The organism is Microbacterium sp. STRO-2N, from assembly GCF_057747775.1.
The window spans coordinates 3,635,435-3,659,797 of the sequence record NZ_CM173223.1; the positions used below are offsets into that span (position 1 = coordinate 3,635,435).

20 protein-coding genes are annotated in these 24,363 nt (G+C 69.5%); 7 read left to right on the forward strand and 13 right to left on the reverse strand.

All coding sequences use genetic code 11. The features are described from left to right. The first annotated feature begins 20 nt into the window (after positions 1 to 20). On the forward strand, positions 21 to 767 hold the full coding sequence (locus AC3ANN_RS16715; RefSeq protein WP_488338507.1) for a FadR/GntR family transcriptional regulator: 747 nt from the start codon (positions 21 to 23) through the stop codon (positions 765 to 767). Positions 768 to 852: 85 nt separating this feature from the next. Here the strand turns inward: AC3ANN_RS16715 and rocD are convergent, their stop codons facing one another. From rocD to AC3ANN_RS16740, 5 genes are all read right to left on the reverse strand, one after another. Then, entirely contained in the window at positions 853 to 2,073 is a 1,221-nt protein-coding gene (rocD, locus tag AC3ANN_RS16720; protein WP_488338508.1) for an ornithine--oxo-acid transaminase, read from the reverse strand. Between the two features lie 11 nt (positions 2,074 to 2,084). Next, positions 2,085 to 2,969, reverse strand: coding sequence for a dimethylargininase (ddaH, locus tag AC3ANN_RS16725; RefSeq protein WP_488340860.1), 885 nt, complete (start codon positions 2,967 to 2,969; stop codon positions 2,085 to 2,087). 174 nt (positions 2,970 to 3,143) lie between these two features. Then, positions 3,144 to 4,178, reverse strand: a complete 1,035-nt coding sequence (locus tag AC3ANN_RS16730) for an NAD(P)-dependent alcohol dehydrogenase (RefSeq protein WP_488338509.1) — start codon at positions 4,176 to 4,178, stop codon at positions 3,144 to 3,146. 1 nt (position 4,179) lies between these two features. After that, positions 4,180 to 4,395: a helix-turn-helix transcriptional regulator gene (locus tag AC3ANN_RS16735; RefSeq protein ID WP_488338510.1), complete on the reverse strand. Its 216-nt coding sequence runs from the start codon at positions 4,393 to 4,395 to the stop codon at positions 4,180 to 4,182. Beyond that, a complete protein-coding gene (locus tag AC3ANN_RS16740; protein WP_488338511.1) occupies positions 4,395 to 4,862 on the reverse strand; it encodes a hypothetical protein in 468 nt (155 codons plus the stop codon). The genes AC3ANN_RS16735 and AC3ANN_RS16740 overlap by 1 nt, the downstream gene beginning before the upstream one ends. 175 nt (positions 4,863 to 5,037) lie before the next feature. On the opposite strand from AC3ANN_RS16740, the gene AC3ANN_RS16745 reads away from it, so the two are divergent. Continuing rightward, entirely contained in the window at positions 5,038 to 5,883 is an 846-nt protein-coding gene (locus tag AC3ANN_RS16745) for a PIG-L deacetylase family protein (RefSeq protein ID WP_488338512.1), read from the forward strand. 76 nt (positions 5,884 to 5,959) lie between these two features. Here AC3ANN_RS16745 and AC3ANN_RS16750 read toward each other — a convergent pair whose 3' ends face one another. Then, the gene (locus AC3ANN_RS16750; RefSeq protein ID WP_488338513.1) at positions 5,960 to 8,158 is read right to left on the reverse strand and encodes an alpha/beta hydrolase-fold protein; all 2,199 of its coding nucleotides are present in this window, start codon (positions 8,156 to 8,158) and stop codon (positions 5,960 to 5,962) included. A gap of 312 nt (positions 8,159 to 8,470) precedes the next feature. Here AC3ANN_RS16750 and AC3ANN_RS16755 point away from each other — a divergent pair, with 312 nt between their 5' ends. Beyond that, complete coding sequence (locus AC3ANN_RS16755) at positions 8,471 to 10,045, forward strand: alpha/beta hydrolase (RefSeq protein ID WP_488338514.1); 1,575 nt, start codon at positions 8,471 to 8,473, stop codon at positions 10,043 to 10,045. A gap of 117 nt (positions 10,046 to 10,162) precedes the next feature. On the opposite strand, the gene AC3ANN_RS16760 is transcribed toward AC3ANN_RS16755, so the two are convergent. From AC3ANN_RS16760 to AC3ANN_RS16780, 5 genes are all read right to left on the reverse strand, one after another. Further along, the gene (locus AC3ANN_RS16760) at positions 10,163 to 11,179 is read right to left on the reverse strand and encodes a LacI family DNA-binding transcriptional regulator (protein ID WP_488338515.1); all 1,017 of its coding nucleotides are present in this window, start codon (positions 11,177 to 11,179) and stop codon (positions 10,163 to 10,165) included. A 12-nt stretch (positions 11,180 to 11,191) separates the two neighbouring features. Beyond that, on the reverse strand, positions 11,192 to 12,703 hold the full coding sequence (gene arfA, locus AC3ANN_RS16765) for an arabinosylfuranosidase ArfA (RefSeq protein WP_488338516.1): 1,512 nt from the start codon (positions 12,701 to 12,703) through the stop codon (positions 11,192 to 11,194). Positions 12,704 to 12,752: 49 nt separating this feature from the next. Further along, positions 12,753 to 13,679, reverse strand: coding sequence for a carbohydrate ABC transporter permease (locus tag AC3ANN_RS16770; RefSeq protein WP_488338517.1), 927 nt, complete (start codon positions 13,677 to 13,679; stop codon positions 12,753 to 12,755). Beyond that, positions 13,676 to 14,605 (reverse strand): carbohydrate ABC transporter permease, encoded by a 930-nt coding sequence (locus AC3ANN_RS16775; RefSeq protein WP_488338518.1) that lies wholly within the window; start codon positions 14,603 to 14,605, stop codon positions 13,676 to 13,678. The genes AC3ANN_RS16770 and AC3ANN_RS16775 overlap by 4 nt, the downstream gene beginning before the upstream one ends. 73 nt (positions 14,606 to 14,678) lie before the next feature. Then, a complete protein-coding gene (locus tag AC3ANN_RS16780) occupies positions 14,679 to 16,040 on the reverse strand; it encodes an ABC transporter substrate-binding protein (protein WP_488338519.1) in 1,362 nt (453 codons plus the stop codon). A gap of 317 nt (positions 16,041 to 16,357) precedes the next feature. Here AC3ANN_RS16780 and AC3ANN_RS16785 point away from each other — a divergent pair, with 317 nt between their 5' ends. Continuing rightward, positions 16,358 to 17,386, forward strand: a complete 1,029-nt coding sequence (locus AC3ANN_RS16785; protein ID WP_488338520.1) for a LacI family DNA-binding transcriptional regulator — start codon at positions 16,358 to 16,360, stop codon at positions 17,384 to 17,386. A 103-nt stretch (positions 17,387 to 17,489) separates the two neighbouring features. Here AC3ANN_RS16785 and AC3ANN_RS16790 read toward each other — a convergent pair whose 3' ends face one another. Next, a complete protein-coding gene (locus AC3ANN_RS16790) occupies positions 17,490 to 21,251 on the reverse strand; it encodes a proline dehydrogenase family protein (RefSeq protein ID WP_488338521.1) in 3,762 nt (1,253 codons plus the stop codon). Positions 21,252 to 21,348: 97 nt separating this feature from the next. Here AC3ANN_RS16790 and AC3ANN_RS16795 point away from each other — a divergent pair, with 97 nt between their 5' ends. Genes AC3ANN_RS16795 through AC3ANN_RS16805 form a run of 3 tightly spaced genes read left to right on the forward strand, consistent with a single transcriptional unit; the run spans position 21,349 to position 23,082 of the window. Next, the gene (locus AC3ANN_RS16795) at positions 21,349 to 22,011 is read left to right on the forward strand and encodes a hypothetical protein (protein ID WP_488338522.1); all 663 of its coding nucleotides are present in this window, start codon (positions 21,349 to 21,351) and stop codon (positions 22,009 to 22,011) included. Next, the gene (locus tag AC3ANN_RS16800; protein WP_488338523.1) at positions 22,001 to 22,570 is read left to right on the forward strand and encodes a hypothetical protein; all 570 of its coding nucleotides are present in this window, start codon (positions 22,001 to 22,003) and stop codon (positions 22,568 to 22,570) included. Before AC3ANN_RS16795 ends, AC3ANN_RS16800 begins: the two co-directional genes overlap by 11 nt. Then, positions 22,567 to 23,082, forward strand: a complete 516-nt coding sequence (locus AC3ANN_RS16805) for a hypothetical protein (RefSeq protein ID WP_488338524.1) — start codon at positions 22,567 to 22,569, stop codon at positions 23,080 to 23,082. The genes AC3ANN_RS16800 and AC3ANN_RS16805 overlap by 4 nt, the downstream gene beginning before the upstream one ends. Here AC3ANN_RS16805 and AC3ANN_RS16810 read toward each other — a convergent pair. Next, positions 22,986 to 24,350, reverse strand: coding sequence for a hypothetical protein (locus AC3ANN_RS16810; RefSeq protein WP_488338525.1), 1,365 nt, complete (start codon positions 24,348 to 24,350; stop codon positions 22,986 to 22,988). The two genes, AC3ANN_RS16805 and AC3ANN_RS16810, sit on opposite strands and share 97 nt — an antisense overlap. Positions 24,351 to 24,363: the final 13 nt, after the last annotated feature.

A 24,363-nucleotide genomic window follows, 5' to 3' on the forward strand; every position in this document is an offset into this window, starting at 1 on the left:
TCCGGCATGTAGCATGCGGAATGGCGAGACCCACTGGGGAGCGGGTCCGCCGCCTTCTGGGGAGGTTTCTTGTGCCGGATCAATTGGAGGCGCTCGTCGCGCGCCTGCGCGAGCTCGCAACACTCGACGAAGACACCGGACGACGGCGCCTGCCGCCCGAGCGCGTGCTCGGCGAGGCGCTCAGGATGAGCCGTGGCGCGCTGCGCGAGCAGCTCTCGGTGCTCGAACGGCTCGGATTCATCGACCGCACACAGGGCCGGGGCACCTACCTCGCGAGCCCTTCCTACGACTTCGTGCGCACGTACTTCCGCATCGCACGCGACCTCGGGTATCTGACGGATGCCGAGTTCTCGGAGTCGCGTCTGCTGCTCGAGGAGGCGCTGGCCGAGGCCGCCGCGCGGCGCGCCACGCCGGAGCAGGTCGCCGAGCTGCGCAGCGACGTCGACCGGATGGTGGCCTCGCAGGCGGCCGGGGACCTCGAAGACGCGCACGAGGCCGACGTCGCATTCCACCGGAGGCTGCAGCTGATCGTCGACAACTCGGTGCTGCGGTTCATTCACGAGGGCCTCAGCCATGTGCTGCGGGACGACATCGCCGCGCGCCGCCAGGAGGTGGCCGAGCGCGGCACCGGACCCGACGGTCGCGTCCGCACCGACAGCGTGCACTACGAGATCGTCGACGCGATCGCGGCCGGCGACCCCGACGGCGCCCGCCTCGCGATGCGCCGCCACTTCGGCGGCGTGGCGCTGGGCGTGCCGGCGCGCTGAAGGCCGGGTCCGCCGGCGCCGCGTCCGCCGGCGCCGCGTCCGTCGGCGCCGGGTCCGTCGGCGCCGCGGCATCGTCCGCGCCGACTCAGCCCGCGAGCACGACCCGCAGCTGCTCGATCGCCCAGTCCAGCTCGGTGCCGCGCACCACCAGCGGTGGCGCGATACGGATGGTCTGACCGTGCGTGTCCTTCACGAGCACGCCGCGCGCGATGAGCCGCTCGGCGACGTCGCGGCCGGTGCCGACCGACGGGTCGATGTCGATGCCGGCCCACAGGCCCGCGGACCGGAACCCGGTGACGCCGTGGCCCACGAGCTCCCCGAGCTTCGCCTCGAGGTGCTCGCCGAGGAGCTTCGCCCGCTGCTGGAACTCACCCGACTGCAGCATCTCGACGACGCGCAGGCCCACGGCCGCCGCGAGCGGGTTGCCCCCGAACGTCGAGCCGTGCTCGCCCGGACGGATGACGCCCAGCACATCGCGGTCCGCGACGACGGCGGAGACCGGAAGGATGCCGCCGCCCAGCGCCTTGCCGAGCAGGTACACGTCCGGCACGACGCCTTCGCGGTCGCACGCGAACGTCTCGCCGACGCGGCCGAGTCCCGACTGGATCTCGTCCGCGATGAACAGCACGCCGTGACGCGTGCAGAGTTCGCGCACGGCTCGCAGGTAGCCCTCGGGCGGCAGAACGACCCCCGCCTCGCCCTGGATCGGCTCGATCAGCACGGCCGCGGTCTCGGGAGTGATCGCCGCCTCGATGGCGGCGGCGTCCCCGAACGGCACCGGGACGAACCCGGGCGCGAACGGACCGAAGTCGCCGCGCGCGTCGGGATCGTCGCTGAAGCCGACGATCGTGGTGGTGCGGCCGTGGAAGTTCCCGTGCGCGACGACGATCGTCGCTGCATCCGGAGCGATGCCCTTCGTGCGGTAGCCCCACGCGCGCGCGACCTTGATCCCGGTCTCGACGGCCTCGGCGCCGGTGTTCATCGGCAGCACGAGATCCTTGCCGCACAGCTCGGCGAGCGCCGCGGCGAACGCACCCAGCCGGTCGTTGTGGTACGCCCGGCTGGTGAGCGTGAGCCGGTTCAGCTGCTCCTGCGCGGCAGCGACGAGAGCAGGATGCCCGTGGCCGAAGTTGAGGGCCGAATACGCCGACAGCAGGTCGAGGTAGCGCCGGCCCTCGACATCCGTCACCCACGCGCCCTCGCCCCGCGAGATCACGACCGGAAGCGGGTGGTAGTTGTGCGCGACGTGCTCGTCTTCGTCCGCGATGATGCGGGCCATGGCGGAGTCTACGGAGAGCGAGGTCATGGGTCCTTCTCTCAGCGCCGCAGCTCGAGCGTGCAGCACTTGATGCCGCCGCCGCCGAGCAGCAGCTCGGAGAGGTCGACGAGCACCGGGTTGTAGCCGCGCTCGCGCAGCTGCGCCTCGAAGCCCTTCGCGCGCGGCGAGATGATCACGTTGAGCCCGTCGCTCGCCGAGTTGAGGCCGAACACGGCTCCGTCGGCGTCGGCGACGCGGATGGCGTCCGGGTACCGCTCGGCGAGGATCGCCTGGCTGCGCTCGTCGAAGGCTCCCGGGAGGTAGGCGATGTTGGCACGGTCCGCCCCGCCAGGTCCCTCGACGGGGTCGAGCACCGAGATGGCGGTGTCGAGGTGGTAGAAGCGCGGATCGACGAGGTTGAGGCTCACGACCTCCTTGCCGAACACGTCGGCGAGCTCGCGGTGGCTGTCGCCGGTCGAACGGAAGCCGGTGCCGGCGAGAATCGTGTCGCCGACGAGCAGGAAGTCGCCCTCGCCCTCATTGACCTCGACGGGCTCGACGACCTCGAAGCCGTTGTCGCGGAACCACTCCATGAACGCCGGGCCCTCGGGCACGCGCTCCTGGAAGCGGAACTTCGCGCCGTACGCGACGCCGCCGATGACGAACCCGCCGTTGGCCGTGTAGACCATGTCGGGCAGGCCCTCGATGGGATCGATGAGGTGCACCTCGTGTCCCAGCTCGAGGTAGGTGTCGTAGAGCGCCTGCCACTGCCGCACGGCGAGCGCCGTGTCGGTGGGGTTGGCCGGCTCCATCCACGGGTTGATCTTGTAGCTGACCGTGAAGTGCTCGGGGCGGCACATCAGGTAGCGGCGGTGCTGCTGGATGCGGGTCACCGGGGCCTCGGTCGCCGAGCTGGTCGAGGGGGCTGGCGCGGTGTCGTGCATGGACATCTGTCTCCTTGCGAAGGTGCGGCGGACGCTGTCCAGAGGCCCGGCGGCTCCGATGCGTCGGATCCGAGCTGCTGCATCGGTCCGGTGCTGGTCGAAGGGCGGTCCGGGCACGCCGCACCCATTCTCTCACGGAGACTGGGCGTGGCCTGGGAACGGCGAAGAGCGCGGTCAGCCGGCGAGCACCACGACTTTGCCGACGGTGTGGCCCGCGTCGACGTGCGCGAGCGCGGCGCCGGCCTCGGCGAACGGGAACGTGCGCTCGATGACCGGGCGCACCCGCCCGTCTGCCGCGAGCGCGACGAGTTCGGCGAGCACGTCCGCCTTCGCGACGGCCGCGAGCATCACCAGCTTGCGCCGTGAACCGAGGGAGCGCAGGGATGCCCCGGCGATCCGCCCGATCGGGCCGAGCACGCGCCCTCCCTCGCCTGACACCATCACCACCCGGCCGCCGTCGCGCACGAGTCGCTGCAGATCGCGCAGGGGCGCCGCGCCGGCGATGTCGATGACCGCGTCGTAGGTCCCCGCCGGCAGGGTCGCGGCATCCGTCATCCGATAGTCGTCGGTGCGCGATGCGCCGAGCCCTTCGACCAGTGCCCGGTTCCGCTCGCCGCACAGTGCGTGCACCTCGGCGCCGCGGAGCACCGCCAGTTGCACCGCGAACGTGCCGACGCCGCCCGAGGCGCCGATGACGAGCACGCGGTGGCCGGCTTCCACGTTTCCCCGCTCGAGCGCCTGCCAGGCCGTCCCGCCCGCCACCGGCAGCGTCGCGGCGACGACAGGATCGAGCGCGGCAGGCCGAGCGACCAGTCGGGAGGCGGGCACCACCGCGTACTGCGCGAGGCCCCCTCCGGCCGGCAGCTCGCCCACGATCTCGTCGCCGACGCGGAACGATTCCACGCCGTCGCCGATCGCGACCACGGTGGCGGCGGCATCCATCCCCCGCACCGGCTGCCTCGGCCGGCGCAGCCCGAACGCGGCGCGCACGAGGAGCGGCTCGCCGCGCATGACGCGCACGTCGCCGTTGTTGAGACCCGTCGCCCGCAGGCGAACGAGCACCTCGCCGCGACGCGGCGCCGGAACACCGGTGTCGCCGAGTGCGACGACCTCGGGGCCGCCGTAGCGGGTCTGGCTCCAGGCGCGCATGGTGTCGGAGCGGAGCGCGGTGACGGGCGTCGCGGAGTCGTCGGGAGCGGTCGTGTTCATGTCAGTCCTCCGGGTAGGCGAAGAGGTCGTCGAGGCCCACGTCGAAGGCGCGGGCGATCTGAAAGGCGAGCTCGAGCGTCGGCGAGTACCGACCCTGCTCGATCGCGATGAGGGTCTGGCGGGTGACCCCGATCTGACGCGCCAGCTCGGCCTGCGTCATCCCGGCGGCCTCGCGGACGGCGCGGATCGAGTTGGTGACCTTGGTGGGCTTGACCATCAGACGAGGCCGCGGCGGTAGGCGATGACGCTCGCGATGCCGCCGACGATCGACGAGACCGCGAAGCCGAAGAACATCGTGTTCGCGATCCAGAACCAGTCGGCCTCGAATGCGCACAGGACGAGCACGCCGAGCCCGGCGATCACGAGGAACGCCTGCTGCACGCGCGTGGACATGTGCGCGATGTCACGGTCGCGCTGGTCGGACTTCCCGACGCCGTCGGGGTCCTTCATACCGGCGAACATGCCCCACAGGATGCTGAGCACGATGGCCCCCGCGATGCTCGCGCCGATCGTCCACAGCATGATCGGCACCCAGTCGACATCGGTCAGCGGGCCGCCGCCGGCCTGCTGCAGCACGACGAGCACGTATACCGTCATCGCGATCACCGAGACGATGAGACTCGTCCAGATGTTGCGTTCCTCGTAGACCACGGCCATCCTCCAGAAGTAAAAGATTCTTGACATGACGATAGCTTGGCGATGCATGCAGTGTCAAGAATCTTTGACACCGTGCGCGAAGCGGGAATCGCACGCGGCGAGACATGCGGTTTAGGATGCCTCGACCGTCGGCGCCGACAGCACCGGACACCCGAAGGGCCGCGACGTCGCCGCACTCACCTCGCCGAACAATGGAGTCTTCATGCGCAGACGCTGGATCGCGCTCATCGTCGTCGCGGCCGTCCTGGTCGTCGCCGGCGTCGGCCTGTACTGGGCGGGGCGGAGCCTCTTCCACATGCCCACCGCGAAGGGCGTCGACTCCGTCGTCGGCGAGCTCGGCGGCGAGCGCGTTCTGGGGGTGTTCGCCCATCCGGACGACGAGCAGACCGTCAACGGTCTGTTCTGGCGTGCGAAGACCCAGGACGGCGCGTACACGGCGATGGTCACCGCGACGCGGGGCGAGGCCGGACACCAGGTGCCGGTCGTGGCCCGGCAGGAGGACCTCGGCCTCGTCCGCGAGGCCGAGGCGCTGAAGAACAGCTTCAACCTCGGCGTCGACGAGCACGAGGTGTGGGACTACCCGGACGGCGGAGTGCCCGAGGCCGACGAGGAGGAGCTCGTCGAGCGGCTCGTCGACACGATGAGGCGCGTGAAGCCCGACGTCGTCGTGGGCTTCTGGCCGGAGTCGGGCGCCACCGGGCACCTCGACCACATGGAGATGGGTCGCGTGACCGAGCTCGCGATCGCCCGTCTCGCGGACGAGGGCGGCTCCTACCGCGGCCCCGACCATCTCGTCTACACGATCAGCCCGACGAAGGCCCTCGAGACCTTCGGCGGCGAGCAGGGCAGGCTCGTCGTCGAGAATCAGCCCGATCCCGAGTACGCGATGTCGGCCGAGACCGGTAAGAAGATGGAGGGCTGGCGGATCCACGCCTCGCAGGAGGACTACCTCCAGTCCACGTACATCCTCCCCGCGTGGCTCGTCTACCTGCTGTGGGACGAGGAGTTCTACCACGTGCGCGACCTGAAGGCGGACCCGCTGGGATGATCCGGATGCCGCGGGCCGCGGCATCCGGATCATCCTGTCTCTCAGCGCGGGACCGACGTGACCCCGCGCGTGCGACTCACCCCGCGGTCTCGTGGAAGAGGCGCGGCGCGAAGTCGATCAGGTTCTTCTGCCAGACGTCCCAACCGTGCGGGCCGATCGTCACCCCGGCGAACTCGTACTCGATTCCGAGCTGGTCCAGCACCGGCAGCGAGTTGATCACCGAACCGTAGGTGAAGTCGGTGATATCGCCGGTGTAGAGCCGATACAGCTCGGTCCCGGCGTTGATCGCCGCGGCGTCCACGCCGGCGGTGCCGCCGAAGCCCGCCGCGAACGTGCCGATCCACGCGAACTCGCCCGGGTGCGCCTTCAGCACCGAGACCGTCCGCGCACCGCCGGCCGAGAGTCCGGCGAGCGCCCTGTCGGCCGGGTCGCTGCTGACGTGATAGCGCTCCTCGGTCACCGGCACGACGTTCTCGAGCAGCTCACGCGGATAGTTGCTGACGTTGCCGTTCGGCATCACCACCACCATCGGCTCGATCGCACCGTCGAGCGACAGGTTGTCGAGGATCTGGCGAGCACGCCCGACCTCGACCCAGTCGGTCCAGCTCTGGCCGCCGCCGTGGTTCAGCACGAACAGCGGGTACGGCTCGGCGCGCTCGGGGTCGTACCCGGGCGGTGTCCACACGTAGGCGCTCCGCTCCTGGCCCGCCACGGTGCTCTGGTACTTCATGACGTCGAGGCTGCCGCCCTGGCCCTCGGGCACATCCGCGAGCAGGCGCGATCCCTCGCCCGGGACGAGGAAGGTGCTCCACGCCGGCTCCGAGGTCACCTTCGTCGGGTTCGACGCATCCTTCACGGACTGGCGGTCGACGATGAGCCGGTAGTGGTAGAACTTCTCCTCGAGCGGCCCCACGGTCGCGCGCCAGCGGTCGCCGACCTTGGTCATCTCGACCCGGAGCCAGCTGCCCCCCGGCGCCCAGTTCGCCCACACCGACACGTACTCGGCGTCGGCGAAGTCGGCCGTCGTCTCGAACGTCACGAAGTCGTCCTCCGTGAGCCACGGCGTCGGCGTCGTGCCCGCGGCCGGGGGCTCGAAGCGTTCCGTCAGCGCCGTGTGCCCCTCGCTCGTGGCAGGATCCGACGGCTCACCCGTGAACAGCCGCGGCGCGAAGTCGATGAGGTTCTCCTGCCACGCGTTCCAGTTGTGCCCGGCATCCGGATTGACCCCGTCGAACTGGTAGTCGAGGCCGAGGGCGTCGAACTTCTGGATCGAGTCGAACACGTCGTTGTACGCGATGTCGGTCTTGTTGCCGACATACACGCGGAACAGCTCGGTGCGGTCGTTCATCCGGTCGACCGGGATGGTGCCGAGGTCGCCGAAGCGCCCCGCACCGAAGGTGCCGATCGCCGAGAACTCGCCCGGGTGCTCGCGGAACACCTCGAACGCCTGGCCGCCGCCCATCGACAGGCCCGCAAGCGCGCGATGGTTCTTGGAGGGCGACACGTTGTAGGTGCTCTCGACGGCGGGGACGATGTTCTCGATCAGCTCGGCGGGGAAGTCGGGCACGTTGCCGTTGCCCATCACGACCAGCATGTCTTCGAGCTGTCCCGACAGCCACAGGTTGTCGAGGATCTGCTCGGCACGGCCCACCTCGACCCAGTCGCGATAGCTCTGGCCGCCGCCGTGCTGGAGGTACAGCACCGGCAGCTTCTTGCCCTTGGCCCGGTGGGTCGGCGGCACCCACACGAGCGCCTGCCGCTCTTCGCCCGCGACCGAGCTCTGATACGTCAGGGTCTCGATGGCTCCCGCCGCATCGGGAGCGTCGGCGAGGAGCGCGGCCGACTCACCCGGGATGAAGAAGGTGCTCCACTCGGGCTCCGACGCGACGCTCGTGGGGTTGCTCGTGTCCTTCAGGACCTTGCTGTCGTCACCGGTGACCTGGTAGTAGTACAAGCCCGGCTCGAAGGGGCCGTACGTCGCCGTCCAGTTCGCTCCGCTGCGCGAGAGTCCGATCTGCGCCCAGTTGTGGGACGGGCCGAAGTTGCCCTCCACGACGACCTGCGACACGGGGCCGACCGCCTGCTCCACCGCGGCGTTCGGCACCGCGATCCGGAGGTAGCCGTCGTCCTGCACGGTCACCCACGGGTCGGCCGCAGCCGCGGGAGCGGACGCCGCAAGGCCCGCCAGTGCGACGACGACGGCCGTCAGCAGAGCGGCCGTGCGTCTCATCGTCCCGAGCCGGCGTGCTGGCCGGCTCTCGGATGTGATCTCCATCGATTCCTCATCTCGTGTGAATGAACCGGCTCGGTCGAGCGGTGCACGCTCGCGCGCCGGACGGGAGACGATCGCAGACGCTGAGAGGACTGCATTTACAACGTCGTAAACCGCCGTACGCCGCCCACTCTGGCAAGGTCTGGACGGCGGGTCAAGAGGAATTTCCAACGTTGTGATCCGGATGCCGCCATCCGAAGCGCCTGGGTTTACAACGTCGTAAAGAATCCCTTTACAACGTCGTAAACCGTGGCTACCCTGGCGACGTCGGAGCCCGCGTCGAGGCGCACGACGGCTATTCAAGGAGGAACAGCAATGAGCGTTTTCCAACGGAGGATCCACGCTGGGGAAGACCCGGGGCCGGGCGTCGGCCGTCGCCGCCACCGGCTCGTGAAGCCCTTCGCCGCCCTGGGACTGACTGCGGTCATGGTGCTCGGCACCCTGCCGCTCGCCGCCCAGGCCGCGGACCCGACTCCGGGCCCGACCGTCTACGCGGACCCGAACTCGCCGACGGGCTACAGCGGGCACTTCGTCTACTACAACCCCGACGCGACGAGCGTGCGCTTCGTCGCCGACATCCTGCTTCGCAACTGGGCGGACCTGAGCGACCCGACGGTCTACCAGCCGTCGCAGTACCAGCCCGGCCTGATGCGCGGCGGCGGCGGATACGACGCCCAGATGACCAGCGTCGGGAACGGCTACTGGGAGATCGACGTGCCGCTCGCGGCCGGCGCGAACCAGTACTGGTTCTACGTCGACAACAACACGAACCACTGGGTCGCCGACCCGGCGAACTCGCCGATCTTCGCGCCGGATGGGATCACCGGCACGGCACGGCGTGCGTTCAACAAGGTGTTCGTGCCCTACGACGCCGAGAAGCAGAACTTCGAGCCCCTCGCCGCGCGCCAGATCGAGCTGCCACGTGAGGACTCGGCGAAGGGCACGTGGAGCTACGTCGAGGTCCCAGGTCTGCCCCTTCTGGGCGGCACCATCCCGCGCACCATCGGGGTGTACCTCCCGCCGGACTACGACGCCGACCGCGCTGAACCGTACAAGACGGTCTACATGCAGCATGGCGGCGGCCAGGACCAGTCCGACTGGATGAACATGGGCAACGTCCCGGTCATCATGGACAACCTGCTCGACGACGGAACCACCGAGCCCGCGGTCGTCATCACGACGAACACGAACTCCCTCGGCCCCGTGGGGAACCAGGCCGTCCTCGGCGACGCGTACCCCAACCTGCGCAACGTGGTGATCCCGTTCGTCGAGGCCAACTACAACGTCTCGACCAAGGCGATCGACCGGGCCTTCGCGGGACTGTCGGCCGGTTCCGCCGTGACCCAGAACCTGATCCGAGACGATGCCGACCAGTTCGGGTACTACGGTCCCTGGAGCGGTGGCGCGAGCGTCCCCGCTTCGACGCCGGACCTGCTCTACCCGTACATCCACTACGGCGGCGGCGCTTGGGACTTCGGTCTGCCGAACCCGAACACGGTGGCGAACCTCGACAACGTCGGGTTCATCGAGAACACGACGGTCGCCGGTGCGCACGACTTCAATGCCTGGAACCAGCTGTTCTCGATCTGGGCTCGTGACTATCTCTGGCACCCCGAGACGTTCATCCAGGACGAGATCGGGCAGCTGAAGGCCAACGTGGCGGCGACGAACCTGAACGCGGGCAACAAGAACGCCCTCACGGTCAAGCTCGAGCAGGCGCTGAAGCTCGTCGCCAACGGAGACGGCACCGGTGCCGTCGAGGTGCTGGATGGCTACGTCACGCAGGTGAGCGAGTTCCAGGCAGCCGGAAAGGTGACCGCGGAGCAGGCGACCGGGCTCGCAGCCCTGGCCGGCCAGATCACGTCCAACCTGAGCCACTGGCTGGACTGACCTCCCGCTGAAGGGGGCTGCGAGGACGCGTTCCGACAGCTCTCTTCCGGTCGGCATGGAATGACGGATGCCTCGATCCGGCGCATGAGTCGGGTCGAGGCATCCGTCGCCTGTGTCCTAGACGCCGATCGCGGGTGGCGGGGCCGTCGAATCCCGCACCACGAGGCTCGTCGCCAGCTCGATGCGCGTGACCTCCGGTGGCACGTCATCGAGGAGCCGCAGCACGATGCGGGTCGCCTGCTCCGCCATCTCGCGCAGTGGCTGATGGATCGTCGACAGCCGGGGACCGGCGAGCTCGGCGATGGCCAGGTCGTCGTACCCCACGACCGACAGATCCTGCGGCACGGCGACCCCCATCGCTCGCGCAGCCTGCAGCACGCCGAGCGCCTGCAGGTCGTTCCCCGCGAAGATCGCCGTCGGCGGGTCCGGCAGGCGGAGGAGGTCTCGCGCGTGGCGCTCGCCTCCTTCCCGCCGGAAGTCGCCGTACCGGACCCACTCCGGCTCGATCGTCGCGCCGGCCGACGTCATCGCCGCGCGGTAGCCGTCGAGTCGTGCGAGCGCGCACATCATGTCCTCGGGGCCCGTGATCGCTGCGATGCGGCGGTGTCCGAGCTCCAGCAGATGCCTCGTGGCGGTCAGTCCGCCCGACCAGTTCGCCGAGCCCACCGAGGGGACCCCCGGTGCCGGATCGCCGGCAGGGTCGATGATGACGAACGGGATGCCTCGCGCGCGGAGCTTCGCCCGATCGTCCGGCGGGATTCCGGCGAAGAGCAGGACGATGCCCGCCGGACCCCGGCGCAGCGCCGACTCGAGCCAGTCGGGTGAGGGGGCCCCGCGATCGCCGCTCACCGAGAGCGAGATCGCGAGCCCCGCCTCCGCGGCGGTCTCGCGCACGCCCTCGATGACCGCGAGCGCCCATTCTCCGTCGAGCTCATGCAGGACGACTTCGATGTACTCCCGCCGCTGCCTGCTGCGGCGGCGTCGATAGCCGCTCTCGCGGAGGCTCTCCTCCACCAGCGCGCGGGTCGCCGACGAGACGTCGGTCGCGCCGTTGAGCACCTTCGAGATCGTCGTCATCGACATGCCGGTCCGGGCGGCGATCTCCTTGAGGGTCACCCGCTGGATGCGAGCCATCTCGCCCTCGCCTCACTCGAGCGTCAGCACCGTCCACGAGACCGGCGGAAGGGTGATGCGCACGGTCCCCTCGCCGAGGTCGACCGACGTGTTCTCCTTCGGGCGCACGCGGTCGGGGTCGGCGAGCGTGTTCGCCGCATGGATGTCGTCGTCGAACAGCGACGTCGCCTGCGCACGCGAGATCCCGCTGAGCGAGAGGGTGTCGATCTCGAGCGTGACCTCCTCGGTGAGGCTGCGGTTGACGGCGAACACCGTGGTGCCCGCACCGTCGGCGTCGTGCGTCGCCACGGCGTCCACCACGGGCACGTCCCCGTACAGCTCCGTCTCGTAGGTCGGGCTGTCGAGCTTGAGCTCGAGGGCGACGTCCCGCACGAGGGTGGACGTCAGCGAGAACGGGAAGAACGTGGTCTGGCGCCACGCCGGCCCTCCCGGCTCCGTCATGATCGGCGCGATGACGTTCACCAGCTGCGCGAGGCTCGCCGCCGTCACACGGTCGGCGTGACGGATCAGCGAGATCATGAGGCTGCCGAACACGACGGCATCCAGCACCGAGTATGAGTCCTCGAGGAGACGCGGCGCGACCGGCCAGGTCTCGACATCCGTGATCCGCTCCACCTCCTGGTAGCGCGACTGGTACCAGACGTTCCACTCGTCGAACGAGATGTTGATGGTCTTGTCGCTGCCCCGCACCGCCTTCACGTGGTCGGCGGTCGCCACGACGGCCTCGATGAACCGATCCATGTTGACCGCCGAGGCCAGGAAGCTCCCGTAGTCGTCACCCCTCGGCTCGTAGTAGGCGTGGCACGAGATGAAGTCCACGTCGTCATAGGTCTGCTCGAGCACGACGCGCTCCCACTCCCCGAACGTCGGCATCTGCGCGCTCGAGCTGCCGCAGACCACGAGCTCGAGGTCCGGGTCGACCTGCCGCATGGCGCTCGCCGTGGCCGCCGCCAGCTGCGCGTACTGCTCGGCCGTGCTGTGACCCAGCTGCCACGGGCCGTCCATCTCGTTGCCGAGACACCACATCCGGATGCCGTGCGGCTCGGGATGCCCGTTGGCGACACGCTGATCGGACCAGTACGTGCCGGACCGGTGGTTGGCGTACTCGAGCACGTCGAGCGCCTCCAGTACACCGCGGGTGCCGAGGTTGACCGCGTACATCAGCTCGCCGCCGACCTTGTCGAGCCACGTCGCGAACTCGTCGAGCCCGATCTCGTTGGTCTCGGTGGAGTGCCACGCGAGATCCAGCCGGCGCGGGCGGTTCTCCCGCGGCCCGATGCCGTCCTCCCATCGGTAGCCCGACACGAAGTTGCCGCCCGGGTACCGGATGGTCGACACGCCCAGCTCCTTGACGAGCTCCACGACGTCGGCACGGAAGCCGTGTTCGTCCGCGGTCGGATGGGAGGGCTCGTAGATCCCGTCGTACACGCAGCGGCCCAGGTGCTCGACGAACGAGCCGAAGAGGCGCCGATTGACGGGTCCGACCTCGAAGTGCGGGTCGATGGTGAGGTGTGCGCGGATCATTCTTCTCTTCCAGGGCAGGCGGGACGGGGGCGCGGCGCGGCGGACCGGCTCACTTGAGGCTTCCGATCGACAGCCCGCCCTGCCAGTACTTCTGCAGCGCCAGGAAGGCGATGATGAGCGGGATCACCGAGACGAGCGAACCCAGGATGATGATGCTCCACAGGCTCTGCCCGCCCGCGGCGCCGTAGGTCGCCGCGGTGGACTGCCACAGTCCGATGCCGACGGTCACCGGGAAGAGGCGGTTGTCCGAGAGCATCACGAGCGGCAGGAAGTAGTTGTTCCATGACGCCACCGTCGACAGCAGCAGCACCGTCACGATGGCCGGGCGCAAGAGGGGCAGCGACACCTGCAGGAACGTCCGGAACTCCCCCGCCCCGTCGACGCGCGCGGCATCCAGGAGCTCGTCGGGCACCGAGTCGCGGGCGTAGACGTTCATCAGGTACACGCCGAACGGATTGAGCAGCGACGGCAGGATGACGGCCCAGATCGTGTTGGTCCACCCGGCCTGCGCGAACAGCACGAACGTCGGGATCACGAGCGCCGTGGTGGGCACCATGACGGCGCCGAGGAGGATGGCGAACGAGGCTCTCCGACCCGCGAAGCGGTACTTCGCGAAGCCGTAGCCGGCGAGCACCGAGAGCACCGTCGCCCCGATTCCCCCGACGATCGCGTAGAGGGCGGAGTTCATGAGCCAGCGCGTGTAGATCCCGCCGCCGTAGGTGAACAGGTCGACCAGGTTCTCGAGGTAGTTGATGTCGGGGGCGAACCACAGCGAGCTCGTTCCCCCGAACAGTCCGGCCGAGCTCTTCGAGCTGTTCACGATGACCCACCAGAAGGGGATCAGGAAGTAGATCATCAGCAGCGCCAGGACGATGTTCAGCGAGATGCGCCCGCGCGCGCGGGGAGACCGCCTGCGCTCGAGGGCACTGCCCGGCGCCCGGCCCGTGACGATGCGCTCGGTGGGTGTGACGCTCATGAGAAGAAGCTCCCTCGCTTGCGGGTGGCGAACAGGAAGATGTACACGCAGACGAACACGACCGCGCCCAGCGCGAACGAGATCGCCGAGCCGTAGTTGTAGTTCGCCAGCGAGAAGGCCTGCTGATAGGCGTACATGTTCGGGGTGAAGTCGTCGGGGATGGCGCCGGCGGCCAGCTGCTGCAGGATCTTCGGCTCATTGAAGAACTGCAGGGTGCCGATCAGGGCGAACACCAGGATCAGCAGCAGCGCCGGTGCGAGCAGCGGGATCTTGATCCGCAGCACGATCTGCCACTGGGAGGCTCCGTCGATCCGTGCCGCCTCGTACAGGGTCGGATCGATCCCCTGCAGCGCGGCGTACAGGATGATCATGTAATAGCCCGCCCATTGCCACGTGACGATGTTCAGCAGGCCGTAGAAGATCAGGCTCCTGCTCAGGAAATCCGGGGCCTGAGCGCCAAAAGTTTCGAAGAGCTCCGCGAGCGGACCGAAGTTGTCGCTGTAGAGGAACCCCCACATCAGCGCGCCGATCACGGTCGGGATCGCGTACGGCATGAAGATCATGAGCCGCGAGAACCGGGCGAACCGCGAGACCACGATGTCGAGGATCAGGGCGATCGCGAGCGAGACCGCCATCTGAAGCGGGATGAGGACGAGCGAGAAGCGGATGACGAACCACACGCCGTCAAGGAACGACGGGTCGGTGAACGCCTTGGCGTAGTTGCCGAAGAGGACGAACCGCGTTCCGCCGATCAGCGACTTCTGGAAGAGGCTCAGATACAGCGCGAACCCGATCGGCAGCACGAGGAAGGCGAGGAATACGATCGCGAACGGACTGACGAAGAGCCAGCCGGTGAGGTTCTGGCGCGCGTCGGCCGCGCGCCTGCGCCCCTTCTTCGTCAGGGGACTTGCTGTTGAGGAGGTCATGATTTCTCCGGGTCTGTGAAGGGATGACCGAGGGCCGGTCCGCGTGAGCACGGACCGGCCCTGGCGGGTCAGGTCACTCGACGGTGAACCCCTGTTCCTCTGCGTAGGCCACGACGGCCTCCTGCAGTGCGTCGGCCGCCTCGGAGCCGGTGGCGGATCCCTCGTTGATGCGGGCGATCTGCTCCGTGAGCTGCGAGTAGTAGTACTGACCGAGCGGCGTGTACGTCATGCCCTCGTAGGCGTTCGCCGCCGGCACGTACACCTCCTTGTTGGCCTGCTGGCCGTTGAAGAACGGCACCTCGTAGTCGAGGAACTCGTCCGACTCGAGCACGTTGACGTTCAGCGGGAAGATGATCTGGTTCTGCCAGCCGTCGTCGAGCGAGGCCTGGTCGGCGTAGACGCCGAACGCCACCTTGGCCGCGAGCTCGGGGTCGTTCGCCTGGCTCGTCACCGAGAAGGCCGAGCCGCCCCAGTTGATGGCGATGGGGCTGCTCGGATCCCACTGCGGCATGGGGGCGACCGCCCACACGCCGGCGTCCGCGCCCTCGCCGACGCCCGCGCCCTGCAGGTAGCCGGGTGCCCACGCGGCCGAGAGGTAGGTGGCGTAGTCGCCGCCGATCACGCCCGCGATGTACTCGGGGGTGAACTGGTCCTCGGTGCCGACCAGCCCCTTCTCGACGAGGCCGGCCCAGTAGTCGAGGACCTCCTTGATCTCGTCGCTGTTGAGGTTGATCCCGATCACGCCCTCGTTGGCGGGGTCGTACTCGAACGGCTGCGCGCCGTTCTGGTACATCAGCGCCGTGACCTCAGCGGGCTGGTTCGCCGCGAAGCTCGCGAAGAACGGGCCGCCGGCATCCTTCACGGCCTGCGCCGCCGCCTCGAACTCGGTCCACGTCGTCGGCGGGGTGATGCCGTACTGCTCGAAGATGTCGGTCCGGTAGATCATGCCCATCGGGCCGCCGTCGACCGGAGCGCCGTAGATGCCCTCGCCCACCGAGACGTCCTTCCAGGCGCCGGCGCTGAAGTTGTCCTTCACGTCTTCGTAGCCGAGGTCGTTCAGCTCGACGAGGGCCTCCTGCGCCTGGAAGGTCGCGATGCGGTCGGCCTCGACCATCATGACGTCAGGGGCGCCGCTGCCCGCCGAGATGGCGGTCTGGAACTTGTCGTATGCATCCCCACCGGCGCCGGCGTTCGTCCAGCAGACCTGGACCTCGTCGTTCTGCTCGTTGAAGTTGTCGACGACGAGCTCCATGTTGGGGTACCAGGCCCACATGGTGACGACCGGCAGATCCTCCTTGGGGATCGTGTTGGTGCAGTTCGTCGCGGCGTCGCCGCCATCCGCGTTGCCACCGTCGTCGCCTCCGGGAGAGCAGGCGGCGAGAGCGCCGAGCATGGCGAGCGTCGTGACCGCAGCAAGGACGTGCTTCGTCTTCACTGGAGTTTCCTTTCGATTGCGGGACTTCTTCGTCGGTGCGCGACCGTTCCGAGGTCGGCCGCTCGGGAAGCGGGCCCTGCTCGACTTCGGTCTACAACGTTGTAGAACAACTTGTGGAGACACTTTCCCACTGGGCCCGCGCCACTGTCAAGAGCGTCCCGAAAATTCCTGGGGCCGTTGCGAAACATCGTTCTGCAACGATGTAGATCCTGGCGGACGCCGTGCGACTTCGCCGGGCTGTCGACCACCGTGCTCGCGTCGGTCGGGCAGTAGAGTGAGACATCCACAGGGAAGCGGGAGCGTCGATGGGACCGACGATGCATGACGTCGCCCGGGTGGCGGGCGTCTCGATCAAGACCGTGTCGAACGTCATCAACGACTACCCGCACGTGCGTCCGGGCACCCGCGAACGGGTGATCGAGGCGATCGAGCAGCTCGACTATCGACCGAACCTCTCGGCGCGCGGCCTGCGGTCGGGGCGCACCGGGGTCATCGGTCTCGCGGTCCCGTCGCTCCGTGAGAACTACTTCGCCGAGCTCGCCGACGCCGTGATCCGCGCCGCCGAGAAGCGAGGGCTGGGCGTCATGGTCGAGCAGACCAGCGGACAGCGCGATGCCGAGCTGCAGGCGGTGGCGAGCAGCCGGCCGCGGTTCCTCGACGGCCTGCTGTTCAGTCCGGTCAGCCTCGGCCAGGAGGATGCCCCGGCACTGGCCGTCGACGGACCGCTCGTGCTCCTCGGCGAGCGGATCTTCGGCGGCCCGACCGACCACGTGACGATGCACAACATGTCTTCCGCGCAGGCCGCCGTGGAGCACCTGCTCTCGATCGGCCGGCGCCGCATCGCGCTGGTCGGCGCGGAGCTCGGCGGGGGCGAGGAGGCGAGCTCCGCGAACCTCCGCTTGAAGGGCTACATCCGCGCCCTCGAGCAGGCCGGGATCGACCTCGATCCGACTCTCGTGCGTCCCACCGAGATGTCGCGTTGGAACCGCGCCGGTGGCGCGGCGGCGATCCACCTCATGGTCCGCGAGGGCGTCGAGTTCGACGCCGTGTTCGCGCTCAGCGACACGCTGGGCCTCGGCGTGCTCCGTGCGCTGCGCGAGGAGGGCCTCACCGTGCCCGACGACGTCGCGGTGATCGGCTTCGACAACATCGACGAGAGCCGCTACTCGGTGCCGTCCATGACGACGGTCGATCCCGGCCGCGACGAGATCGCGACGATCGCGGTCGACCGGCTCATCGAGCGCATCAACGAGAAGGGTGAGCGGCGTCCGCCCGAGACCTTCAAGCCCGCCTTCCGCATCGTCGCGCGCGAATCGACCGGCTTCACGAGCGCCGACGACGAGTAGCCCGTCCCGCCGCGAGCGTCCGACGTGGGTGCTCCGCAGTCGGGAACCGCACGAACTGACGATCGAAGGCGACGAGAACCGACTGCGGAGCGTGGGGCTCCGGTCAGATCACGTCCTCCGACCACGGGTCGGGGTGGCCGAAGCGGTGCGCGGTGATGGTGACGGACTGCTCGCGCAGAAACGGCAGCAGCTCGAGCCGCCCGGCGGTCGTCACGTCGCCGTCGAAGATCGCCAGGTCGGGGTCGCCGCCCACCGCCGCCGACACCCAGCGCCGCACCTCTCCGACGCCGGCGCGGGGCCCGATCAGCCGCACTCGCGAGGGCGACGCGACGACGCCGGCGCTCTGCGCGAGCAGTGGATCTTCGGGGTCGCTCGGATTCGTGATGCGCTCGAGCCATTCCTCGTCGGTCTCGACGAAGACCTCGACGCCCTGGTCGGCGAGCGCGCGTCTGACGGCCGCGGGCAGTCCGACGGGTGCGCTGAGAGACGTGGCCGACCCCGCGCGGATGCCGGCGATCACGACGCGCAGCACGGCGGGCCAGGTCGCATCGGCCGTCGCGCGCAGCGCGACCGAGGGAACAGGCCGGTATCGGAAAAGATTCCGCTCGACGCCGAGACGCGAGACGTCCTTGACGCGGCCGAACTCGCGGTCCCACGCGATGGCGTCCGACAGGGCGCCGCGGCGCAGCCATTCGAACGAGTCGTAGTCCAGCGACGGCTGCGCAGCCTCGATGACGGCGGAGATGCGCGAGTCGAGGCCCCGCAGGTGCAGCGAGGTCGAGGCGGCTCCCCCGGTCGTCGCGCGCCAGCGGCCGAGTCCGACGAGGTAGTTGGGCCCGCCGGCCTTCGCGCCGCCGCCGACCGACGATCGCTTCCAGCCGCCGAAGGGCTGCCGCTGCACGATCGCGCCCGTGATCCCGCGGTTGACGTACAGGTTGCCGGCTTCGACGCGTTCGAGCCACAGCGCGAGGTCATCGGGATTCTGGGTGTGCAGGCCCGCGGTGAGCCCGTAGTCGACCGCGTTCTGCAGGTCGATCGCCTGCGACAGCGACGATGCGTGCATGATGCCGAGTACCGGCCCGAAGAACTCCTCGCGGTGGAAGCGCGAGCCGGGCTGCACGCCGGTGCGGATGCCGGGGGTCCAGAGGCGCCCCGCGTACTCCGGTCCGGCATCCACCGGTCGCGGCTCGACCAGCCACTGCTCGCCGTGGTCGAGCGTCGTGAGCGCCCACTCGAGCTTGCCCCGTGGCGGCTCGATGACCGGCCCGACCTCCGACAGCGGGTCCGACGGCGGCCCGACGCGCAGCGAGGTCACGGCATCCACCAGCTGACGCGCGAAGCGGCGTGAATGCCCGACGGGTCCGACGAGGATGGCGAGCGACGCCGCGGAGCACTTCTGCCCGGCGTGGCTGAACGCGCTCTTGACGAGGTCGGCGACGGCGAGGTCCAGGTCTGCCGACGGCATCACGATCATCGCGTTCTTGCCGCTGGTCTCGGCGTGCAGGTCGAGGTCGGGGCGCCACGATCGGAACAGCGCGGCGGTCTCCCACGACCCGGTGAGGATGACACGATCCACGAGCGTGTGCGTGATCAGCGTCTCGCCGAGGCCGCCCTCGTCGATGTCGACCAGCGCGAGCACGTCGCGCGGGACGCCGGCGTCCCACAGCGCCTCGGCGATGACGGCGGCGCAGCGCCGCGCCTGCGGCGCCGGCTTGAAGACGACGCCCGAGCCTGCGGCGAGCGCTGCGAGCACACCGCCGGAGGGGATCGCGATCGGGAAGTTCCAGGGCGGTGCGACGACCGTGAGCCGCGACGGCTCGAACACCGCGCCGCTCACGCGGTCGAGCTCACGCGCGGTCGCGGCGTAGTAGTTCGCGAAGTCGACGGCCTCGCTCACCTCGATGTCGGCCTCGGCGAACACCTTCCCGGTCTCGGACGCGGCCACTTCGATGAGCTCTCCGCGGCGCTCTTCGAGGGCGCGGGCGGCTTCGGCCAGCACCGCGGCGCGATCGGCAGCGGGCATCGCGCCCCACTCGGTCGAGGCATCCGTCACGCGGCGCACGATGCCGTCGAGAGTCGAGGCATCCGTCACCCGCGCAGCGGCGAGCGTCGCGTCGCCGGCGCGTGAGGTCTCGATTCGAGACAGGATGCCGCGAGCCCAGGCTCGATTGCCCGCCAGTGCGGGATCGGTGTCGGGGGCGTTTCGGAACCCGGGCGCGCCCGGCGCGCGCGTCGCGGACTCGCGCGGAGCGAAGACGGCGGTCTCCACGAACGCGTCGCCGGCGAAGACCTGCTCGGGCGCGGAACGAGGCAGTGGCGCGGTATCGTCCCCGGCGGCCGACCGCGCGATGCCGAGAACGGCCTGGGTCAGACCCGCAGGCTCGTCGTCGGCCGGCGCCGCCCTCAGCAGCCGGGCGCGGGCGCGCGGCGAATCCGCCGGGGCGGTCGCGCGATCCTGCGTGCGACGCGGCCCGGTCGCGAGGCCGGGGTCGTCGGCACGTGCGAGCGACGCGAGGAACCTGTCGCGTTCGCGCGCCACGAGCTCGGGGTCGTCGGCGAGCCGGAACGCCGCCGACAGGAAGTTCTCGTCGGACGCGTTCTCCTCCAGGCGCCGCACGAGATAGCTGATGGCCACGTCGAACTCGTCGGGATGCACCACCGGCACGTACAGGAGCACCGGGCCGACCTCACGCGAGACCACCTCGACCTGCCCCTGTGCCATGCCGAGCAGCATCTCGAACTCGACCGACTCGCGGTCCCCGCCCGCCGATCCCGACGCGCCTGCGAGCAGCCACGCGTACGCGATGTCGAAGAGGTTGTGCCCGGCCACACCGACCCGCACTGCGGCGGTGCTGTCGGGGCGCAGCGCGAATCGCAGGCAGCGGATGTAGTTGGCGTCGGTGTCGACCTTGACGTCGTACGGCGCCGGCGACCACCCGTGCATGATGGCGTCGACGTGCTCCATCGCGAGGTTCGCACCCTTGACGAGACGCACCTTGATGCGCGCCCCGCCGGCCGTCACGCGTTCGCGCGCCCACGCGGTGAGCTCCTGCAGTGCGGGGAGGGCGTCGGGGAGGTAGGCCTGCAGGACGATGCCCGCCTCGAGGTGCCGCAGCCGCGGGTCCTCGAGGAGGCGCGTGAAGACGGCGACGGTCAGGTCGAGGTCGCGGTACTCCTCCATGTCGAGGTTGATGAAGGTCCCGTCCGTCGCGGCCGTGAGGTAGAGCGGCAGGAGCCGCTCGACCACCTTCTCGACGGTCTCGTCGAACGCCCACATCGAGACGTGGCTCGCGATCGCCGAGACCTTGACCGAGACGTAGTCGACGTCGGTCCGGCGGATGAGCTCGTGGATGCCCTCGAGCCGTCGCAGCGCCTCGCGTTCGCCGAGCACGGCTTCGCCGAGCAGGTTGAGATTGAGTCGCGCGCCGCGTTCGCGGATCGCGGCGATGGCCGGGCCCAGCTTCTCGGGGCGGGCGTCGACGATGAGGTGGCCGACCAGCTCGCGCAGCGCGCGCCGCGCGAGCGGAACCACGGGGGTGGGCAGGACGGGCGCGACGGCGCCGCCGACCTGGACGGCGCCGCGCAGGTACCACGGCAGGAAGCCGGGCACGAGCGGAGCGATGCGGTGCAGCTGAGTCGCCGCGGCGGCCAGGCTCTCGGGGCGCATCACGCCGTCGACGAACCCGATCGTGAACGGCAGGCCGGTCGGGTCCTCGAGTACGCCGGCGAGCCGCTCGGCCGCCGCGTCGACCTCGACGCCGGCGCTCTCGGCGATCCACCGTTCCGCGAGTGCGACCGCACGCGCGGCGAGTTCTTCGTCGGAAGCGGGGCGGCCGGTGTCGCCCGTGCGCGGGTCGGTCACCATGGCACCAGCCTAGGCTCTGGTGCGTCGCCTGAGCCGGATCCACGCGTGGGACGATGCGGTTCGGGATACCGCTGCCAGGCGCCCCTAGGCTGGTCCCGTGTCCGAGACGCCCGACGCCACGCGTGTGCCGAAGCGCCGCTTCGAGTGGATCCGCGCGGCGAGCGACCGCGTGCCGACGAGGTGGTTCGCCGGCATCGCGACGGGCCTCTTCCTGGTCGCGACCGCCGCGTTCGGGGGACTGGCGACAGCAGCGTCGCCCGAGCTGGCGCAGCTCGAGCCGGGCGAAGCGCACGTCACGGATCAGCGCTCGCTCGCCGTGCAGCGCGCGGTGCTCATCGACGAGCTGCCCGAGGCGGGTGTCTACCCTGAGGACGGAGAGCGCGTACTCGCCCTCATCATCGACATCGAGAACCGGTGGGATGAACCGCTGAGGACCACGGGCCTCTACGGAGTGACCGTCTCGTTCTCCGTCGAGGGCGTCGATGATCCCAGGGATGTCGCCCGGATGGACGACGCCACGGGAATCGTGTACCTGCAGCCGCGTGTCCCCGCAGAGCTGGTCTACGCCTGGCCCGTCGATGCCGACGCGTTCGCCGACGGCGACACGCTGACGGTGACACTCTCGGACACCTCGCTCTACACCGGGTCGTTCGTCACGGAGGGGCAGTGGTGGAGCGATCCCGTGGCCGACGCCCGTGTTTCGCTGACGATCAAGGACATCGGCGCCGGCGACGCCGAGGAGGCCGGCGATGGGGGCTGAGCGCGCGCGACGGCCGTGGGTCGCCTGGGGCATAGGGCTGGGACTGATCGTCGCAGCCTGGTTCGTCGCGCTGGTGACACCCGGCACCGATGTCGCTCAGGCGCCGTTCACGGTGCCTGCCGTCATCGGCGAGGAAGCCGCCGGGCGCAACATCGCCGCGACGATCACCGACCTCCGCCGCGCCGACGCAGTCAGAGAGAGCGACGACTCCTGGTCGGCTGACGGCAATTGGCTCGTCGTGGACCTCGACGCCGCATCGGTCGTGTCGGAGCGCGGCGCTCTGCTGCAGCACGCCATGATCGAGATCGACGGCGTGCGGTACAGCGCGAGCGAGCGGCCCGACACGATCGCCGGCGCGCCCCTTTCAGCCGGTATCCCTCAGAGCGGCAGCCTCGCTTTCGAGCTGCCCGACGACCTCGACGCGGGGGACGGCATGCTCGAGCTGGCGGTCCGCTCCGACACGCGCCTCGATTCACTGATCCTGCTGCCGTTCGATCTCGCGGAGGTACGGCACGTCGACGATGCGGAGCTGGTCGAAACCGGGTGGGCGAATCCATGAGCGGATGGTGGCGTGCCAACGGGGCCGCGCTCGGCGTGCTGGCGATACTTGTGCCCGTCACGGCGTTCGCGATCTCGTCGAACGAGTGGGCGGGCGTAGCAGCGAATACCGCGACCCACGCCCTCCCACTCGAGCCCGGCCAGTCCATCGAGTACGGCGGCGCGACGATCGGGCCTGCGAGCGCGGAGTTCACCGAATCGCCGCTCGCCCCGCGAGGCACACGGGTCGTGTCGGTCAAGCTGCGCATCGATCCCGGGGACTCGTCGCTTCTGTGCAGCGAGCCACCGCTGCGTGAGATCGGTGGGGCGAAACGCCAATGGAACTCGGCGTCCTATGAGCTCGAGAGAGGGTGGGACGTCAATCACCCCACATCGTGCATCGACGGAGAGACGAGGCCTTACTCGCTGGAGGTCGATTACCTCGTCCCGTCCGACGCCTCCGGGCCGTTCGCGGTCGAGTTCGAGCTCGCCGAAGCGTCCCCCGAATTCGTGAGCGCGGTCGTCGAACCCTGAGATGAGTCGTCGCTTTCGGCTTCTTCGCCCGATTGTCCGTGCGACACGTACTCGCGCTGCCGAAGGCGACCGATGACGGAGTCATAGCCGCTCGCCACGAGAGCGATGCGGACGGGCTCCATGAGCACCGGCACGAGGAGGAAGATGAGCTGGTCGTTCACGAGCCAGAACTCGTCCAGGTCCTGCGGCCCGACCGTGCGAGTCACCGCCCAATCAAGCACACCCTGTAGTGCGAGGAGCAGGGTGTAGAGCAGCACGAAGCCGCCGATCAGCACCGGCCCCGTTCGCCACATCAGCACGAGGGCCTTGCCGATCGGGCGGAATCGCGACACGACCTCTTCCCACATGTCGGCGAGGCGCGCACGCACGCGGGCAGGGAGCGACCGGTAGCGCGAACGGATGCGGCGGCCCGCCTCTCCTCCGAGATCCTCGGTGGGCACTTCGGCCGCGACGGCCTGGCCGTAGACGACACCGGCGATCGTGAGCCACGCGACGGGAAGCAGGATGATCCCGCCGGCTTCGCCGAGCAGCCACTCCACCGCCTCCCAGATCCAGGCGAGCGGCAGGAACGCCGTCGCGATTGTCTCTCGGAGGTCGCCGAGCCAGACCATCGCCTGGCGAGATCCGACCCATGCCGTCACCGATCCGAGGACGATCCCGATGACCGTGACGGCGAAGTAGACCCACACGGTCTCCAGGTAAACCGCGAACACGCCGAACCACGCCGGCAGCCGATCGCGGTATCGCTTCAGCAGCCACCGAAGCGCGAACGCGACCACGACGATCCCTACCGTCAGGGGCGTCAGCACGATCTCCCCGGCCAGTCCATCGCCTGCCTGCGTCGTCTCCTCGAAGATCGCTTGTGCGGAGAGCGAGGTGCTCACCTCGAGGAGGCGGTTCGAGTACGCGGCGGCGTCCTCGCGCAGGTAACCCCACACCGCGTAGAACGCGAAGAACGGGAGGATGCCGCCCATCAGTGCGTCGAAGAACTCGCGGCGGCGCGCCCAGGCCTCGACGGGGACGGGGGCGATCGCGTTCAGTTGGCGCATCCCGTCGCGCAGCACGAGGAGCATCGCCACGAGGGCGATGAGCCGCGCGAGGATTGCGAGCGGCAGCAGCAGTGAGCCGGCGACCGCGTCGTACGCGCCGACGAATCCGGCGACCTCGATCACGGCGTAGCGGCCCAGAATCCCCGCCAGGTACCAGGCGAGCAATGCGGGCCAGTGCCGCCACAGCAGGCGGCCGATGGTCCGGAGCACGTCGAGCACGCCCCCACGCTAG

Excerpts from the sequence above, each read along its gene's own strand:
- AC3ANN_RS16715 (WP_488338507.1), top strand. The coding sequence starts at position 21 with ATGGCGAGACCCACTGGGGAGCGGGTCCGCCGCCTTCTGGGGAGGTTT.
- rocD (WP_488338508.1), bottom strand. The coding sequence starts at position 2,073 with ATGACCTCGCTCTCCGTAGACTCCGCCATGGCCCGCATCATCGCGGAC.
- ddaH (WP_488340860.1), bottom strand. The coding sequence starts at position 2,969 with ATGCACGACACCGCGCCAGCCCCCTCGACCAGCTCGGCGACCGAGGCC.
- AC3ANN_RS16730 (WP_488338509.1), bottom strand. The coding sequence starts at position 4,178 with ATGAACACGACCGCTCCCGACGACTCCGCGACGCCCGTCACCGCGCTC.
- AC3ANN_RS16735 (WP_488338510.1), bottom strand. The coding sequence starts at position 4,395 with ATGGTCAAGCCCACCAAGGTCACCAACTCGATCCGCGCCGTCCGCGAG.
- AC3ANN_RS16740 (WP_488338511.1), bottom strand. The coding sequence starts at position 4,862 with ATGTCAAGAATCTTTTACTTCTGGAGGATGGCCGTGGTCTACGAGGAA.
- AC3ANN_RS16745 (WP_488338512.1), top strand. The coding sequence starts at position 5,038 with ATGCGCAGACGCTGGATCGCGCTCATCGTCGTCGCGGCCGTCCTGGTC.
- AC3ANN_RS16750 (WP_488338513.1), bottom strand. The coding sequence starts at position 8,158 with ATGGAGATCACATCCGAGAGCCGGCCAGCACGCCGGCTCGGGACGATG.
- AC3ANN_RS16755 (WP_488338514.1), top strand. The coding sequence starts at position 8,471 with ATGAGCGTTTTCCAACGGAGGATCCACGCTGGGGAAGACCCGGGGCCG.
- AC3ANN_RS16760 (WP_488338515.1), bottom strand. The coding sequence starts at position 11,179 with ATGGCTCGCATCCAGCGGGTGACCCTCAAGGAGATCGCCGCCCGGACC.
- arfA (WP_488338516.1), bottom strand. The coding sequence starts at position 12,703 with ATGATCCGCGCACACCTCACCATCGACCCGCACTTCGAGGTCGGACCC.
- AC3ANN_RS16770 (WP_488338517.1), bottom strand. The coding sequence starts at position 13,679 with ATGAGCGTCACACCCACCGAGCGCATCGTCACGGGCCGGGCGCCGGGC.
- AC3ANN_RS16775 (WP_488338518.1), bottom strand. The coding sequence starts at position 14,605 with ATGACCTCCTCAACAGCAAGTCCCCTGACGAAGAAGGGGCGCAGGCGC.
- AC3ANN_RS16785 (WP_488338520.1), top strand. The coding sequence starts at position 16,358 with ATGCATGACGTCGCCCGGGTGGCGGGCGTCTCGATCAAGACCGTGTCG.
- AC3ANN_RS16790 (WP_488338521.1), bottom strand. The coding sequence starts at position 21,251 with ATGGTGACCGACCCGCGCACGGGCGACACCGGCCGCCCCGCTTCCGAC.
- AC3ANN_RS16800 (WP_488338523.1), top strand. The coding sequence starts at position 22,001 with ATGGGGGCTGAGCGCGCGCGACGGCCGTGGGTCGCCTGGGGCATAGGG.
- AC3ANN_RS16805 (WP_488338524.1), top strand. The coding sequence starts at position 22,567 with ATGAGCGGATGGTGGCGTGCCAACGGGGCCGCGCTCGGCGTGCTGGCG.